Source organism: Aliidongia dinghuensis (assembly GCF_014643535.1).
Classification (GTDB): Bacteria; Pseudomonadota; Alphaproteobacteria; order ATCC43930; family CGMCC-115725; genus Aliidongia; species Aliidongia dinghuensis.
Window position 1 is genome coordinate 80,615 of record NZ_BMJQ01000016.1, and the last position, 13,754, is coordinate 94,368.

The 13,754-nt window shown below is 66.4% G+C and carries 15 protein-coding genes and 1 tRNA gene; 8 read left to right on the top strand and 8 right to left on the bottom strand.

Annotated elements, in window-relative coordinates:
• Positions 1–40 precede the first annotated feature (40 nt).
• The gene (thrS, locus tag IEY58_RS26175; RefSeq protein ID WP_189051114.1) at positions 41–1,252 is read left to right on the top strand and encodes a threonine--tRNA ligase; all 1,212 of its coding nucleotides are present in this window, start codon (positions 41–43) and stop codon (positions 1,250–1,252) included.
• On the opposite strand, the gene IEY58_RS26180 is transcribed toward thrS, so the two are convergent.
• The 5 genes from IEY58_RS26180 to sfsA all read right to left on the bottom strand — a co-directional run bounded on the left by IEY58_RS26180 (position 1,242) and on the right by sfsA (position 4,514).
• Complete coding sequence (locus IEY58_RS26180; protein WP_189051115.1) at positions 1,242–1,715, bottom strand: YybH family protein; 474 nt, start codon at positions 1,713–1,715, stop codon at positions 1,242–1,244. The two genes, thrS and IEY58_RS26180, sit on opposite strands and share 11 nt — an antisense overlap.
• Before the next feature lie 96 nt (positions 1,716–1,811).
• Positions 1,812–2,039: a GFA family protein gene (locus IEY58_RS26185; protein ID WP_229743963.1), complete on the bottom strand. Its 228-nt coding sequence runs from the start codon at positions 2,037–2,039 to the stop codon at positions 1,812–1,814.
• A 140-nt stretch (positions 2,040–2,179) separates the two neighbouring features.
• Positions 2,180–2,896 carry a RadC family protein gene (gene radC / locus IEY58_RS26190; protein WP_189051117.1) on the bottom strand — a complete coding sequence of 239 codons (717 nt, stop codon included), beginning with the start codon at positions 2,894–2,896 and terminating at the stop codon, positions 2,180–2,182.
• A 10-nt stretch (positions 2,897–2,906) separates the two neighbouring features.
• Positions 2,907–3,740 (bottom strand): type I methionyl aminopeptidase, encoded by an 834-nt coding sequence (gene map / locus IEY58_RS26195; RefSeq protein WP_407648455.1) that lies wholly within the window; start codon positions 3,738–3,740, stop codon positions 2,907–2,909.
• Between the two features lie 72 nt (positions 3,741–3,812).
• The gene (gene sfsA, locus IEY58_RS26200) at positions 3,813–4,514 is read right to left on the bottom strand and encodes a DNA/RNA nuclease SfsA (RefSeq protein WP_189051118.1); all 702 of its coding nucleotides are present in this window, start codon (positions 4,512–4,514) and stop codon (positions 3,813–3,815) included.
• Positions 4,515–4,611: 97 nt separating this feature from the next.
• On the opposite strand from sfsA, the gene IEY58_RS26205 reads away from it, so the two are divergent.
• A complete protein-coding gene (locus tag IEY58_RS26205) occupies positions 4,612–5,394 on the top strand; it encodes a competence/damage-inducible protein A (RefSeq protein ID WP_189051119.1) in 783 nt (260 codons plus the stop codon).
• Between the two features lie 47 nt (positions 5,395–5,441).
• A tRNA-Leu gene (locus IEY58_RS26210) sits at positions 5,442–5,526 on the top strand.
• Between the two features lie 79 nt (positions 5,527–5,605).
• Here IEY58_RS26210 and IEY58_RS26215 read toward each other — a convergent pair.
• Positions 5,606–5,836: a hypothetical protein gene (locus IEY58_RS26215; RefSeq protein ID WP_189051120.1), complete on the bottom strand. Its 231-nt coding sequence runs from the start codon at positions 5,834–5,836 to the stop codon at positions 5,606–5,608.
• A 269-nt stretch (positions 5,837–6,105) separates the two neighbouring features.
• Here IEY58_RS26215 and IEY58_RS26220 point away from each other — a divergent pair, with 269 nt between their 5' ends.
• The 5 genes from IEY58_RS26220 to IEY58_RS26240 all read left to right on the top strand — a co-directional run bounded on the left by IEY58_RS26220 (position 6,106) and on the right by IEY58_RS26240 (position 9,661).
• The gene (locus IEY58_RS26220) at positions 6,106–7,011 is read left to right on the top strand and encodes a S1C family serine protease (RefSeq protein WP_189051121.1); all 906 of its coding nucleotides are present in this window, start codon (positions 6,106–6,108) and stop codon (positions 7,009–7,011) included.
• Between the two features lie 25 nt (positions 7,012–7,036).
• On the top strand, positions 7,037–7,306 hold the full coding sequence (locus IEY58_RS26225; RefSeq protein WP_189051122.1) for a hypothetical protein: 270 nt from the start codon (positions 7,037–7,039) through the stop codon (positions 7,304–7,306).
• Complete coding sequence (locus IEY58_RS26230; protein WP_229743964.1) at positions 7,303–7,731, top strand: DUF4186 domain-containing protein; 429 nt, start codon at positions 7,303–7,305, stop codon at positions 7,729–7,731. The genes IEY58_RS26225 and IEY58_RS26230 overlap by 4 nt, the downstream gene beginning before the upstream one ends.
• A gap of 193 nt (positions 7,732–7,924) precedes the next feature.
• Positions 7,925–8,452: a hypothetical protein gene (locus tag IEY58_RS26235; protein WP_189051124.1), complete on the top strand. Its 528-nt coding sequence runs from the start codon at positions 7,925–7,927 to the stop codon at positions 8,450–8,452.
• Positions 8,453–8,737: 285 nt separating this feature from the next.
• On the top strand, positions 8,738–9,661 hold the full coding sequence (locus IEY58_RS26240) for a hypothetical protein (RefSeq protein ID WP_189051125.1): 924 nt from the start codon (positions 8,738–8,740) through the stop codon (positions 9,659–9,661).
• 189 nt (positions 9,662–9,850) lie between these two features.
• Here IEY58_RS26240 and IEY58_RS26245 read toward each other — a convergent pair whose 3' ends face one another.
• Positions 9,851–11,368, bottom strand: a complete 1,518-nt coding sequence (locus IEY58_RS26245; RefSeq protein WP_189051126.1) for a GH3 family domain-containing protein — start codon at positions 11,366–11,368, stop codon at positions 9,851–9,853.
• Between the two features lie 4 nt (positions 11,369–11,372).
• Positions 11,373–13,637, bottom strand: coding sequence for a penicillin acylase family protein (locus IEY58_RS26250; protein WP_189051127.1), 2,265 nt, complete (start codon positions 13,635–13,637; stop codon positions 11,373–11,375).
• Positions 13,638–13,754: the final 117 nt, after the last annotated feature.

Here is a 13,754-nt window from a genome sequence, read left to right on the forward strand (position 1 = left end):
GCGTCGTCTTCCCCCGAAAGACCGCCCCAGGAGACATGCCATGCACGCCCACGACCACCGCGCCCTCGGCAACCGGCTCGAGCTCTTCCACCAGCAGCAGGAAGGGCCGGGCATGGTGTTCTGGCACCCACGCGGCGTCGCCCTCTGGCGCGTCGTCGAGGACCATATCCGCGAGCGAATGCGTCGCGCCGGCTATCGCGAGGTGCGCACGCCACAGATCCTGGCCCGCTCGCTCTGGGAGGAAAGCGGCCATTGGGAGAAGTACGGCGAGGCCATGTTCGCGCTCGAGGCGGAGGGCCGGCCGCTCGCGGTGAAGCCGATGAGCTGCCCGTGCCACATCCAGATTTTCAACAAGCGCATCCGCTCGTTCCGCGACCTGCCGATGCGCTATTTCGAGTTCGGCGCCGTGCATCGCAGCGAGCCGTCGGGCGCGCTCCATGGCCTGTTCCGGACGCGTGGCTTCGTGCAGGACGACGCGCATGTGTTCTGCCGCGAGGACCAGGTCGAGGCCGAGGTCCGGCGCTTCTGCGAGATCCAGACGGCGCTCTACCGGGACTTCGGCTTCAACGAGGTCGAGGTGCGCTTCTCGACGCGGCCGGACGAGCGCGTCGGCGCCGACGCGATCTGGGACCGGGCCGAGGCGGCGTTGGAAACGGCGGCGCGGGCGGCCGGGCTCGACCCGGTCGTCCAGCCCGGCCAGGGCGCCTTCTACGGCCCGAAGCTCGAGTTCCATCTGAAGGATCGGCTCGGCCGCTCCTGGCAATGCGGCACGGTGCAGCTCGACTTCGTGCTGCCCGACCGGCTCGACGCCGCCTATCACGACGCGGCGAACGGCGAGGTGCGCCCGGTCATCCTACACCATGCGGTGCTGGGCAGCCTCGAGCGCTTCATCGGCATCCTCCTGGAGCACCACGACGGCAACCTGCCGGCCTGGCTCGCGCCCGAGCAGGTGCTGGTCGCCTCGATCAACAAGGAGGCGGCACCCTATGCCCGCCGGCTGGAGCAGGCGCTCATCGACGCCGGCCTGCGCGTGGCGCTCGACGACGGCGGCGACACGCTGCCGCGCAAGATCGTCGACGCGCGCGAGCGTGGCATCCCGATGATCGCCATCATCGGCAAGCGCGAGCTGCGCGAGCGGCTCGTCTCGCTGCGCCATCGCGACGGCCGCCAGGAGGTGCTGCCGCTCGGCGAGGCAATCGACCACATCGCCGGGCTCGCGGCCGGGCCGTCCGCCCGAAAGCTCAGAACGTAAGGTTGCGGATGATGCGCCAGACGCCGTCCGGCTCGCGCCGCCAGACCGTGAGATAGGCACCGGCGCGCGTGCTGCGCTGGCCGGCCTGCTCGCTGTCGATCCGCGCGTGGCCCCATTCGTAGATAAGCGGGCCCTGCGCCGTGAGCCCATCCTCGATGAGTTCGCCGTCCAGGACGCGCGCCTTGGCGAAGCGGTCCTGATAGAGCCGCTCGATGGCGGCCCGGCCGACGAAGCTTTCGCCCGTCGCGGTCAGGAAGATGCCGTTGGCGGCATAGGGGACGGCCAGTTCCTTGGCGTCCTGCCGTTCCATCGCCGGCAGCCAATCCTTGTTGGCCTTGTCGATCATCGGCTTGGCCTCGGCGATCAGGTGGTCGGCGTCGGCCGGGCTCGCCGCCGCCGCAGTGCCGGCCGCCCAGGCGAAGCCCGACAACAGGCAGGCGAGCTTGACGAGGCTCGCCCTCACGCGTCCGTTCCGTCGCGACATTTCACGCCCCCATTTTTGGCGCCACCAAAATAGATTATGCCGGAGCACGCGTCTTTCGTCGCGCCAATTCGGCCGCTAGAACGACCGCCCGTCGTACTCGATCATCGCGACCGACGCGGGATCGACGCCGTCGAGGCAGCGGATGTTGATATAGACCTTCCGCCCCGGCCCCTCGACGGCATCCTCGCCAAATGGATAAATGCGGCAGGTCCGGCAGAAGCGATGCGCGATCGTCTGCTTGCCAAAGAGGTAGCGACCGATGTCGTTCGCCCAGGTCGTGACGCGGAGGTGCTCATGCGGCACCGCCCACAGCACTGCCGCCTTGCGGCTGGTGGTTGGCGGTCACGGTATTTCCTCGTCCAGGGCGGTTCATGCCCCAAGGACGCCGCAGCCCCGCCCGCCCCGACATCGGCCCCGCGAGATTTTTCTACATTAGCCTCAGTCTACATGAGACCTAGGCCCTTGAGGCTCGCATGGCCCGAGCGGCCGATCACCAGGTGGTCGTGCAGGTCGATGCCGAGCGTGGCGCAGGCGGCCTGGACCGCGCGGGTCATGTCGACGTCGGCGCGGGACGGCGTCGGGTCGCCCGAGGGATGGTTGTGCACCATGATGATGGCCGAGGCACCGAGCTCGAGCGCGCGCTTCACCACCTCGCGCGGATAGACCGGCGCGTGGTCGATCGTGCCGGTCTGCTGCACCTCGTCGGCGATGAGCGCGTTCTTGCGGTCGAGGAACAGCAGGCGGAACTGCTCGATCGGCGCCCGTGCCATGGCGGCCCGGCAATAATCGACGACCCGGTCCCAGGACGAGAGCACCGGCGCCGCGCGCACCTCGTGCTGCAGCACGCGCTCGACCCCGGCCTGGATCGCCTTCAGGGCCACGACCGAAGCCTCACCCATCTCGGGCACCGCCAGCAATGCCGGGATGTCGGCGCCGATCACGCCGGCGAAGCTGCCGAAGCGCGCGAGCAGCGCCTTGGCCAACGGCTTCGTGTCCTGGCGCGGCTTCGCCTGGAACAGGATTAGTTCGAGGAGTTCATAGTCGGGCAGTGCCGCCGGCCCGGCTTCGAGGAACCGGGCGCGCAAGCGCTGGCGATGGCCGAGATAGCCGGGCTTCGCCGCGCCCTCGTCCCCCTCGCCCCCCGCCTGGGCGTCGCCCATGTTTGGATCGTCAGGCCGAATAGGGCGGCTTGGTATAGCCGGCCGGCGACAGCGTGAAGATCTCGCAGCCCTCGGCCGTGACGCCGATCGTATGCTCGAACTGGGCCGACAAGGACTTGTCCTTGGTAACCGCGGTCCAGCCGTCGGCCAGCACCTTCACCTCGTAACGGCCGGCGTTGATCATCGGCTCGATCGTGAAGAACATGCCCTCCTTCAGGACCGGGCCTTCGTTCGGCCGGCCATAGTGCAGCACGCTCGGCGAGGCGTGGAACACGCGGCCGATGCCATGGCCGCAGAAGTCGCGCACGACCGAGAAACGCTGCGCCTCGGCGAAGCTCTGGATGGCATGGCCGATGGCGCCGAGGCGCGCGCCCGGCTTGACCGCGGCGATGCCCAGCATCATGGCCTCATAGGTGACGTCGACCAGCCGGCGCGCCTTCAGCGGCACCTTGTCGCCGACCAGGAACGTGCGGCTCGTGTCGCCATACCAGCCGTCGAGGATGACCGTGATGTCGATGTTGGCAATGTCGCCGTCCATGAGCTTGCGCTCGCCCGGAATGCCGTGGCAGACGACGTGGTTGATCGAGATGCAGGTCGCCTTCGGATAGCCGCGATAATTGAGCGGCGCCGGGATCGCCTTGTGATCGACGATGAATTCGTGACAGAGGCGATCGAGTTCGCCCGTGGAGACACCCGGCTTCACGAACGGCGTGATATAGTCCAGCACCTCGGCCGAGAGCTTGCCGGCCTTGCGCATCCAGGCGAAATCCTCGGGCGCATGCAGCTTGATGCGCGCTTCCTCGGCATAACTGCGGTCGCTGAGCGCCAGATCCGTCATCGTCATCCTTCAATTCCAAGGGCCTAGGCGACCCCATCACGCCCCACGCGAGGGCCCATCATGCCGCGTCGTGGCCGTCTAGGCCAGCAACTCCAATTTCCGTGCGATCCGGATGCCTTCGATCGTGACCCGGCAGCTGTAGACCAGCACCTCGACCCCGGCCGCGATCGCCACCTTGAGGCCGGCATGGTAGGTCGGATCGAAATCTTCGGCCGTCCGGAACCGGTCGCAATCGTCGCGCTGCACGACGAACAGCATTACGGCGCGAGCGCCGCCGGCCACCATGTCGGCCAGTTCCAGAAGATGCTTCGCCCCACGCTGGGTGACGCAGTCCGGAAATTCCGCAAGCCCGTCGCCGCGGCTCAGATGGACGTTCTTGACCTCAACATAGCAGGTGGGACGCCCTTCCGCCTCCAACAACAGATCGATACGCGAGTTGCGGCCGTAGCGTACCTCGCGCCGGAGCGAGCCGTAGCCGGCAAGCTCCGGGATGACCCCGGTCCGGATCGCCTCTTCGGCGAGCAGGTTCGGCCAGCTCGTGTTGATGCCGACGAGCCCGTCGCCGACCCGCACCAGCTGCCACGACCAGGCGAGCTTGCGCTTCGGGCCCGGCGCTGGTGACAGCCAGACCTCACCGCCCTCAGGGGCAACGCCCAGCATGGCGCCGGGATTGGCGCAATGGGCGACGACAAGCTCGCCGCTCTCGAGCAGCACGTCGGCGAGAAAGCGCTTGTAGCGGCGGACGAGCTGGCCTCGCACCAGCGGAGCGGGAAAATCCATGGCCGCCCCCGTGTAATGATTTCGTCCTCATGCCGCAAGCGCGGGACACAGCTCGTCCCTTGCAGCACCGCTGGACCTGGCCTAGCTTCTAGCAACCATGACCGAACCCGCCCCCGCCGCCGTCACCGCCTGTCTCGTGATCATCGGCAACGAGATCCTGTCGGGCCGGACCCAGGACATCAATCTCAACTACATCGCCCGCGGCTTGACCGAGGTCGGCGTTCAGCTCACCGAGGCGCGCGTCATCCCGGACGTGCGCGAGACCATCATCGCGACCATCAACGAGGTGCGGGCGAAATACGACTACGTCTTCACCACCGGCGGCATCGGCCCGACCCATGACGACATCACGGCCGAGTGCGTCGCCGCCGCGTTCGGCGTCGACCTGATCCTGCATCCGGAGGCGAAGCGCCGGCTCGAGGCGCACTATTCCGCGCGCGGCATCGAGTTCAACGAGGCGCGCCGGCGCATGGCCCATGTGCCGGACGGGGCCTCCCTCATCGACAATCCGGTCTCGACGGCGCCGGGCTTCCGCATCGGCAACGTCCATGTCATGGCCGGCGTGCCCAAGATCATGCAGGCGATGTTCGACGGCATCCGCCACGGCCTCAAGGGCGGGCCCAAGATGCTGTCGCGCACGATCACCTGCGGCCTGGCCGAGGGCACGGTCGCCCATGACCTGGGGCTGATCCAGGCGGACTATCCGGCGGTCGAGATCGGCTCCTACCCGTTCTGGACCGGCGGCGGCGGCTTCGGCGTCTCGCTCGTGCTGCGCAGCACCGACCCGGTGGCGCTGGCACACGCCGGCGAGGCGGTCATCGCCATGATCCGCGGCTTCGGCGGCGAACCCGTCGAACGCGAGCCCGAGATCAAGGAATAGCGCCGGTTGCCCGGCGTGCGGGCTGATGCTACTGCTCTCGCCCGAGCGAGGACGTGGTGGAACCGGTAGACACCTCAGACTTAAAATCTGACGCCTTCGGGCATGCGGGTTCGAGTCCCGCCGTCCTCACCAGCTAGTCCGCCGGCTCGATATCCGCGAGCGATCGGATCGCATCAGGCCGACCAATCTCGTGCCGAGCAGCGAGGGCGCCCTATCCAGCCGAAGCCTGGGTGCCGTCCTTCACGCGCTTGCACACCGTCTTCACATAGGTGTCGTCGCGGCCGGCGAAGGCGGAGGTGGCGAATTGCGCCTGACCCCCGATGCCGTTGCAGTCGAGCTCCGAGGTGGCGGGGCGCTGGACCAGATCGATCGCGGTGTCGGCATTGCAGGCGTCATGATCGACGCTGGCGGCGCAGACGAGAATCATCAGGACAAAATGCATCAGGCAATCCAAGCGGAAGTAGGGCCGAATGCGCTTCCGGCGATTGCCTCCCCCACAATGGATCCTCTGCCGAGATCCATGTCCTTATTGTGCATCGCACCATAAGGGACTGCAAGCGCCTATCGAACGAGTAGCTATGTCGAGGGGGCTGTGCCCGGCTCGCCCGACGCGCCCGGATCTTGCGCCCGGCGGCCCGTCTTCATAGCTATTTGAAAGGAGTATGGGTTCCGCCGCCGCGGCCTCAAGTTTCGCCCTGCCAGGATGAGAACATGGATATAGGCCCCATTTTCCGGTCGATCGTGGCCGTCCGATCCTCAGTCCCGGACGACGCCTTCACGGCGACGACGCTCGGCACCCGGCGCGAGGGCAGCGGTGTGGTCATCCGGGAAGACGGCCTGGTGCTGACGATCGGCTATCTGATCGCCGAGGCCGACGAGGTCTGGCTGACGCGTCACGATGGCCACGTCGTCCCGGCCTACGCTCTGGCCTATGACCAGGAGACCGGCTTCGGCCTGGTGCAGCCGCTGGGTGACCTCGGCCTGCCCGCGTTGCCGCTTGGCGACGCGACCGCTGCCAAGGTCGGCGACCCGGTCCTGCTGGCCGACGGCAGCGGCCGGTTCGTCCAGGCGAGCATCCTCGCCAAGCAGGAATTCGCCGGCTATTGGGAATATCTGCTGGACGAGGCGATCTTCACCGCGCCGGCCCATCCCTGGTGGGGCGGCGCCGCGCTCATCGATGCGGGCGGCAGGCTCTTGGGCATCGGCTCGCTTCGCCTGGAAATGAGCGGGGACGGCGAGAGCGCGGATATCAATATGATCGTGCCCATCAACCTGCTGCCGCCCATTCTCGACGACATGGTCACGCGGGGTCAGGCGGACCGGACGCCGCGCCCCTGGCTCGGCATCTTTTCCGCCGAGAGCAGCGGCAAGGTCGTGGTCATGAGCGTCACCGACGGCGGACCGGCCGCGCGCGCCGGCTTGCGCCAAGGAGACATCATCTCGGACGTGCGGGACGGCCATGTCGACGGCCTCGCGGATTTCTACCGCAAGCTCTGGCAGAGCGGCCCCGCGGGCACGGAGGTCCCCATGCGGGTCGTGCGCGCCGGCCGCGAAACCTGGCTGCGCATCAAGTCGGCCGACCGCCGGAGCTTCCTCAAAAGGCCGCAGCTGCAGTGAGCCAGTCGCAGAGAGATGGTGGCCGATGATCGCGCTCCAGGCGACAAGTCGGCGAAATCGTACGGTCGCCCGGTCGATCACGGGCTTCATCGCGCTCGCGAGCCTGGCAGCCTGCGCCCACCCCGACCGTGGCCAGTGCCTGGAGAGCCATCTCGAACGGCACTACCATCCGACGGACGTCTACATCGGCGATTTTGCCGGCTACACCCACGAAACTTTCCCGAGCGACGATCCAGTCTGCGACCGATGGGAATTTCCGAACGGCCGGCCGAAGCAGCAGGCAACCCCGGGGTGACGGAAGCCGCACCCCCGGATTTCGGCGATCTGTTCGAGCGCCTCGCCCGCTCGAAATTCCGCGCCCGCTTCGCCCTCGACCGGCAGGACCGGGAGTATCTCGCCCGCCACGGGATCGAGGCGGTCGTCCGGCACGCGCGCGCGTTCGTCGATAAACGGCTCGCCCCGGCAGCCCCGCCAAACGACGGACGGCAGACGCCGATGCGCGGCCATCCCGTGTTTGTCGCCCAGCACGCGACAGCGACCTGCTGCCGGTCGTGCCTGGCGAAATGGCACGGCATCGCGGACGGCCGCGTGCTCGAGGAGCCGGAGCGCCGCCACATCGTCGCCGTCATCGAGCATTGGCTCAGCACGGCGGCAACGGCGACGGCCGCGCGTGCGACAGCGCGAGCGCCCGCGCAGCCGGACCTCTTCGACGATCGCTAGTGGATCAAATCTGACGCTTGGTACCCGGTGTCACAAGCCCGGTTCCGAGCCAAGTAGGTCGTACCGTGCTCGGAACCGCGATCCTGGAAGCGGGCTTCAAGGGTTTTCGCCCTGCCATATATGAGGTAGGCATTTGGAGTCGTCGCTAAGGTTGACGCCATTATCTGCTAGCTCTATCGGCGAAGGAAACGCGATGAAGGAAACAGTGCTGCTTGCTGAGCCGGCACTTCCTGCTCGCTTCAGCTATAGCCAGGGCTTCTTTATGACTTCCGGCACATTGATCGAAATAGCTCTCTTCTGTGCTGGCGCTTGGATCGTTCTTTTTAGGCCGGATGCCGAACATTTTGCTGGGATTTTTCTGATCGGCGCGGGAATATTTCTTGGAATTCTACTCGCAAATGCCGCCTTTGGTGGCTCGGATATCATCGTTTCCGAATTGGGGTTGGGTTGGTCTATTTGGCGATGGCAATGGCGAACAATTAGGTGGGGCAATATAAGAGCTATCCGGATGGGCTCATTTTATGATTTTGATAGAAAGACATTATCAAATAAATATAGCGTAGAGCTGAATGTCGGCGTGGCAATTTACCCGATTGTTTTTGACGAAAAAATCGAAGATTTCGCAGAATTAAAGAAAATTATTGAGTTCTATGCGGATAAATTCGGGTTTGAGTGTAATTTTCCACCGGAAAAGCCCGTGGCGAGAGAGCTGATAATTTGAGATTGTCAACGAGGACGCGAATTTTGCGATGATCACAGACGAACCTCTGTTTTCCTCTGTTCCGGCCCGGAACACCGCCGCTCCGCTTTCGACCCGAGCAGGTCGTAGACCAGTCGGCCAAGACGGTCCTGGAAGCGGACGGTTCGCAGTCATGCCGGTTGCTCCTTGGCGCTGGTCCGACCATTCGAGCTGCCCCACCCGGTCCGCCAAAACCAGACGTCTAGTGTGGGGTGGCGTACTCAATTAAACGTTGCCGCCGAGACGGGGAGCGCTCAAACTCATGGCATGCACGCTTGGCCTCAAATTCCTGACGATGTCGTGGTCTGGTTTCGCGGAGTCTTTGCCGAAGCAAATCGGCATGTCTGCGAGCGACTTGTCAATCTTCCCAATATTCGGGAGACCTCGCTCGATGATGGTCTTATCGAGGCGCTAATTCCTGATACGGCTCCAACATTGCTTCCTTCAGGGGCAATTGTCCGTATGGATACGCACAATATTGGTGGGCTACGGAGGATTGGCCGACCCGACTGGGATTTTCCTTACCAGCGGCGTTGGGAAACGGCGGACATCGCAATTCTCGTGTTTGTCTATCGGGGTGAAAAACTCGTCGCAAAGAAGATCGGTCTGCTCCAATCGAAGCGTCTTTACCCTGACAATAACGATGTCGATGACGATGACGAGATTGGCTTTCTCCACGGAATGAACGCGTTCATTCGGCGAGAAGCGTCTCAAGCCATCGCCGCGCTTCATCGGAACTTTGCATTCAACCAAAGTTGCATCTACGGAGCCATGCAAGCAGGTAGCCACCAGATACAGTCGATAGAGAGCCTCAATAGAAACTTTGGGAAGACAGTCTACTACCTGCTTTATAATCCGCACATTATACCGCTCTCGGTAAGATATCCGCTTCAGCAACGCATTCGGATCGATCGTCCGGCCGTGGGGTGTCGGGTGTTCGATGCCGACTATGTCCACCAAGTCCTCTCTGGCTTAAACGAGGGAGAGTCGCCCACGTTCAGCATGATTGAGAGCGCCGGGTTGACAAGCGCCTGGCCACTGGAGACCTGGGCGGCTGATCTCTTGCTGACGTGCCAAGTCGGGCAGGCATTCGAGGACTCCCGCGACACCGAAGTCCGCTATTTTCTTGAACGGCGATCCGGTCCAATTGGCGCAGCCTTGGCAGCCTCGATCACGCTTCCGGACAACTGATGAGCGCCCCAACCTACTGAGATGATCAGACGCTCCGAGCGACCCCTTGAGCGCAGTGACAAATGTACTGAACTATAGACTGGCCACTTAGAAGCGGACCATCTCAAACCCAAAGCCGACCTCGAGCACGGGCACTAAGCGTTAGACTTTGTCCACAAGATCAGGTCGCCCGGCGATGAAACGCCGGCCTCAGCCTTGCTCGCGCAAGCTCGCGAGAAGCTCGGCTTCGGCGATCACCCGCGGGACCTTGTTCTGGCCGCCGAGCTTGCCGCGGGCCTTCATCCAGCGGGCGAAACCGCCGGCGGGAATTGGCTCGACCAGCGGCGCCAGCAGCCCGAAATCGCCCGACCGATGCGCGGCATAGTCCGCGTTGCGGGCGAGGAGCGCCATATCGAGTGTGATCGAGAAGCGGCGAAGCGCCTCGGCATCGGCCGGCGGCGTGAACTCGACGAGAAACAAGTGCCGCCCCGGCCCGCCCTCGGCCGCGGGATAGATCGGCGTCACCGTGAAGTCCACAACCAATCGGCCGACGTCGGCGGCCGCGGCAGCGACCGCTTCTTCGATTTCCTCGCCGATCAGATGCTCGCCGAAGGCAGACAGCCCATAGCTGGTGCGGCCGGTGACGAACACGCGCGGCGGACGGCGGTCGACGAGGCGCACCGTGTCGCCGAGGATATAGGCCCAGAGCCCGGCGCAGCTCGTCACGACCAGGGCATAGTCGACGCCCGGCTCGGCATTCCCGACCCAATGACGGGTCGGCGCCGGCCGGTCCAGTTCCCCGACCGGAACGAACTCAAAGAACAGCCCGTTGTCGAGCAGCAGGCGCAGCCCCTGCCCCGGCGCCCGGTCGGCAACGGCGACGAAGCCCTCGCTCGCCGGATAGACCTCGCGCAGCTCGGCGGAGCCGCCTTGGACCAGGGCCTCGAAGCGCGCGCGATAGGGCGCGAAATTCACGCCGCCGTGCACCAGAAGCTCGAGGTTCGGATAATGGCCGGCGAGCCGTCCCCCCGCACCCGGGCGCAGCGCCGCCAATTGCTCGACGAACAGCAGCAGCCAGCTGGGCGTGCCGCCAAAGGTGCGGATGTCCTCTTGCAGCGAGCGCGCGGCGACGCGCGCCACCTTTTCCTCCCAATCCTCGATCCGTGCCAGATCCGGCGGCGGGAAATAACGTCCGCGTGCCCACCAGGGCACTTCGCTCGCCGCGATGCCGCTCAGGTCGCCTGCGGCGACGCCCGGCGCCAAGGGCTTGAGCTTGCTGCTGCCGCCCAGCATGAAGCTCTTGCCGCCGAGCACGCGGCTTTCCGGACGATGCGCCACGTGGTGGCTCAAGAGATCGAACACCGCGTGCCGGTTCGCGCGCGACATGGCCAGAGAGACCGGGATCTGCTTCGTGACACCGGTCGTGGTCCCCGAGCTCGCCGCGAAGCGGGGGATGAGGCCGGGCCAGGTGACGTCGACCAGCCGCGGAAACGGCGCCTGCCAGTATTCCGTCCAGAAATCCTCGTAACGGCGCAAGGGCACCGCCCGCTGATAATCGGCGACGGTGCGGAGCGCGGCAAAGCCATGCTCGCGGCCGAACCGCGTCCCTGCCGCGTGTCGGACGAGCGCCGTCAGCGTGCGGTGCTGCGCTTCCGTGGGGTCGGAGTGGGCGAGTTGCGCCAGCCGGCGGCGGGCATAGAGCCGAAGCAGCGGCGTCGCGTCCCACATGGGGCTAGCCGCCGCCGGCCGCCGGGTGCGGCTCGACGCGCGTCGAATGCGGATAGAGCCGCTTGACCGTCTCCGGCCGCAGCGGGATCTGCACATAGGCACCGGCGCGCCAGAGCGTCACCTGGTCCGTGAAGGTCGTGCTGCCGAACCAGCCGTCCTGGCCGCCGAGCAGGACGAAATGATTCTGATCGAGGTCGGCAAGATCCGAGATATGGCGCGCATTCGAGCCGTAGCGCACGGCGTGGCGGCCCGAGGCCAGGCCGTGGGCTGTCTTCATCACCGTTTCGCTGCTGCCGCCGGCCGGCAAGTCGAAATAGCGGTAGCGGCGGCCCAGCAAGACCGGCAACGCGCCGAGCGGATGCCGCAAGCGTAGGCGATGCACGTCGCCCCATCCGCGTAGACGCGATCGCGCGACCCGGACGAGTGCCACCCACGCTGCACGCTCGAGCTGCGGCCGCGGCACCGTCTCCAGGTCGAGCAGGATGAGGTCGCGCAGCGTCCAGGCGGCGCTGTAGGCCGCAAGCACGCGCGGCGCATAGAACGCGCGGGCGAAATGAAACAGCATCTGCTCGAACGCCGCCGCCCCCGCCGAGCCGGCCTCGTAGCGCCCGTCCCAGCCTTCGAGCGCCGCCAGGAGGCTTTGCTGGCGCGGTGTCGGCTGGCGGCCGCCGCTCCGTGCAGCCGCCGCGAGCTTGTGCGCGAGCCGCCCCGCACTCGGCACCGTCACGTCCTGCTGGAACGCGGCCAAGGTCTCGAACGTGAGCTGCGGCACAGCCTCGATAAGCGCGCGGATCCGGTCCCGCCGATCGTCGGACGAGAAAAGATGGCCCACGACCGGCGCCGGCGCTGCCGGCCGGTCGTTGGCCGACACGACATAGCCTGTCGGCGGGTCATGCCAGGCGGGCAGCTCGGCGCTCGTCAGCAGATGGTCCCACCCGTTTCCGTCACGCCGGATCGGATGGGCGGACATGGGCTCGGCATCCGCCGGCACGTGCGCCGCCAGCACATGGCCGATGTCGCCCTCCGAGCCGGCGTAGATCATGTTCTGGCCGGGAATGGCGAAGCTTGCCAGGCCGTCCTTGAACTCCGTCCAGGACCGGGCCCGGTTCACCCTGAGCATCGCGGTGAATTCGTCGCTGACGCCGTGACCAACCCAGCGCAACGCCACCCGGCGACCGCCGAAGTCGAAGAACGGCGAGTCGGACAGGACAGGTCCGGCCGGGCTTTCACGCAGGGCGAGCCGGTGCTGCCGGCCCCAACGGACGGCGATCTCGCTCGTGCGCTCCGCGATCTGGCCGGGGTCTATGTCGGTCACATCGACGAGTTCGCTCGCGAAGGCATGGAGATTGGTGCCGCCCCAGGCGACCCTGGGATTGCGGCCGAGGGCGATGAACGGCACGCCGGGGATCATCAGGCCGACGGCCTGATGGCCGGGCGAGCGATAGCCGGCCATGAGCCAAGTGTTCGGCAGCGACAGGCCCAGGTGCGGATCGCTCGCGATCCAGGCGGCCTCGCGTCCGGTCCGTTGCCCGGCGATCGCGAAGGAATTGCTGCCGCTGCGATTGTTGATGCCGAGCGCCGCCTCCGTCGCGGCCGCTTCGAGCGGCCCGGTCGCCCCGTCGGGGATGATCGGCGTGGCGCCGATCGCGACGAGCCGGCGCCAGAGGTCCGCCCCCTCGGGCGCGTTCAGCGCCGGCAGCAGGCGCCGCCAGACGAGCCACATGAAATCAGCGCCGGCGAGCCGCCCCAAGGCCAGCACGTCCGCCACGCGCCACGGCTCGCGCGCCAGCCCGAACAGGGCGAACTCGTGCGGCAGCGCCGGCGCTTCGGCGAGGTAGTGGTTGATCCCGGCGACGAAGCCGGCGAGCCATTCGCCCGTCTCACCCGGCAGCCCCGCCTCGATCGCCGGCACGGCGCGGGGCAGGTCCAGGATCCGCAAGGTCCGGTCGAGCTCGATGCCGGCCGGACCGATCATCTCGGCAATCCGGCCATAAGTGATGCGCCGCATCAGTTCCATCTGGCCGAGGCGCAAATGCGCGTGCACCAACCCGAGGGCCACCGCCAGATCCCGGTCGCTCGCCGCTTCGATGAACGGCACCTGCCGGTCGTTCCAGTGGATCTCGACCGGGCTCATGACGGGCAGCCCGCGCGTCGGCAGCATGGCGAGCCGTGCTGCCAGATCGATCGTACCGGGTGCCGCGGGCCGCGGCGCTCGGAACTCCAGATGCGCGCCGAAGCGCAGGAACCCCAGGATCGTCCGAAGCCGCACCGGTGCATCTCCGACCTTGGCAGCCGGATGTGTGGCCGCCGTCCCAAGGCTAACCTCGCTACCCGGTTTCGTTCCAGCGCGGCAGCGCCGCAGTCGCAGCTTCCGGCCGTTCGCCCC

What these genes read in the sequence shown, in the direction of transcription:
- thrS (WP_189051114.1), top strand. Translation starts at nt 41, where the DNA reads ATGCACGCCCACGACCACCGCGCCCTCGGCAACCGGCTCGAGCTCTTC.
- radC (WP_189051117.1), bottom strand. Translation starts at nt 2,896, where the DNA reads ATGGGCGACGCCCAGGCGGGGGGCGAGGGGGACGAGGGCGCGGCGAAG.
- map (WP_407648455.1), bottom strand. Translation starts at nt 3,740, where the DNA reads ATGACGATGACGGATCTGGCGCTCAGCGACCGCAGTTATGCCGAGGAA.
- sfsA (WP_189051118.1), bottom strand. Translation starts at nt 4,514, where the DNA reads ATGGATTTTCCCGCTCCGCTGGTGCGAGGCCAGCTCGTCCGCCGCTAC.
- IEY58_RS26205 (WP_189051119.1), top strand. Translation starts at nt 4,612, where the DNA reads ATGACCGAACCCGCCCCCGCCGCCGTCACCGCCTGTCTCGTGATCATC.
- IEY58_RS26215 (WP_189051120.1), bottom strand. Translation starts at nt 5,836, where the DNA reads ATGCATTTTGTCCTGATGATTCTCGTCTGCGCCGCCAGCGTCGATCAT.
- IEY58_RS26220 (WP_189051121.1), top strand. Translation starts at nt 6,106, where the DNA reads ATGGATATAGGCCCCATTTTCCGGTCGATCGTGGCCGTCCGATCCTCA.
- IEY58_RS26225 (WP_189051122.1), top strand. Translation starts at nt 7,037, where the DNA reads ATGATCGCGCTCCAGGCGACAAGTCGGCGAAATCGTACGGTCGCCCGG.
- IEY58_RS26235 (WP_189051124.1), top strand. Translation starts at nt 7,925, where the DNA reads ATGAAGGAAACAGTGCTGCTTGCTGAGCCGGCACTTCCTGCTCGCTTC.
- IEY58_RS26240 (WP_189051125.1), top strand. Translation starts at nt 8,738, where the DNA reads ATGCACGCTTGGCCTCAAATTCCTGACGATGTCGTGGTCTGGTTTCGC.
- IEY58_RS26245 (WP_189051126.1), bottom strand. Translation starts at nt 11,368, where the DNA reads ATGTGGGACGCGACGCCGCTGCTTCGGCTCTATGCCCGCCGCCGGCTG.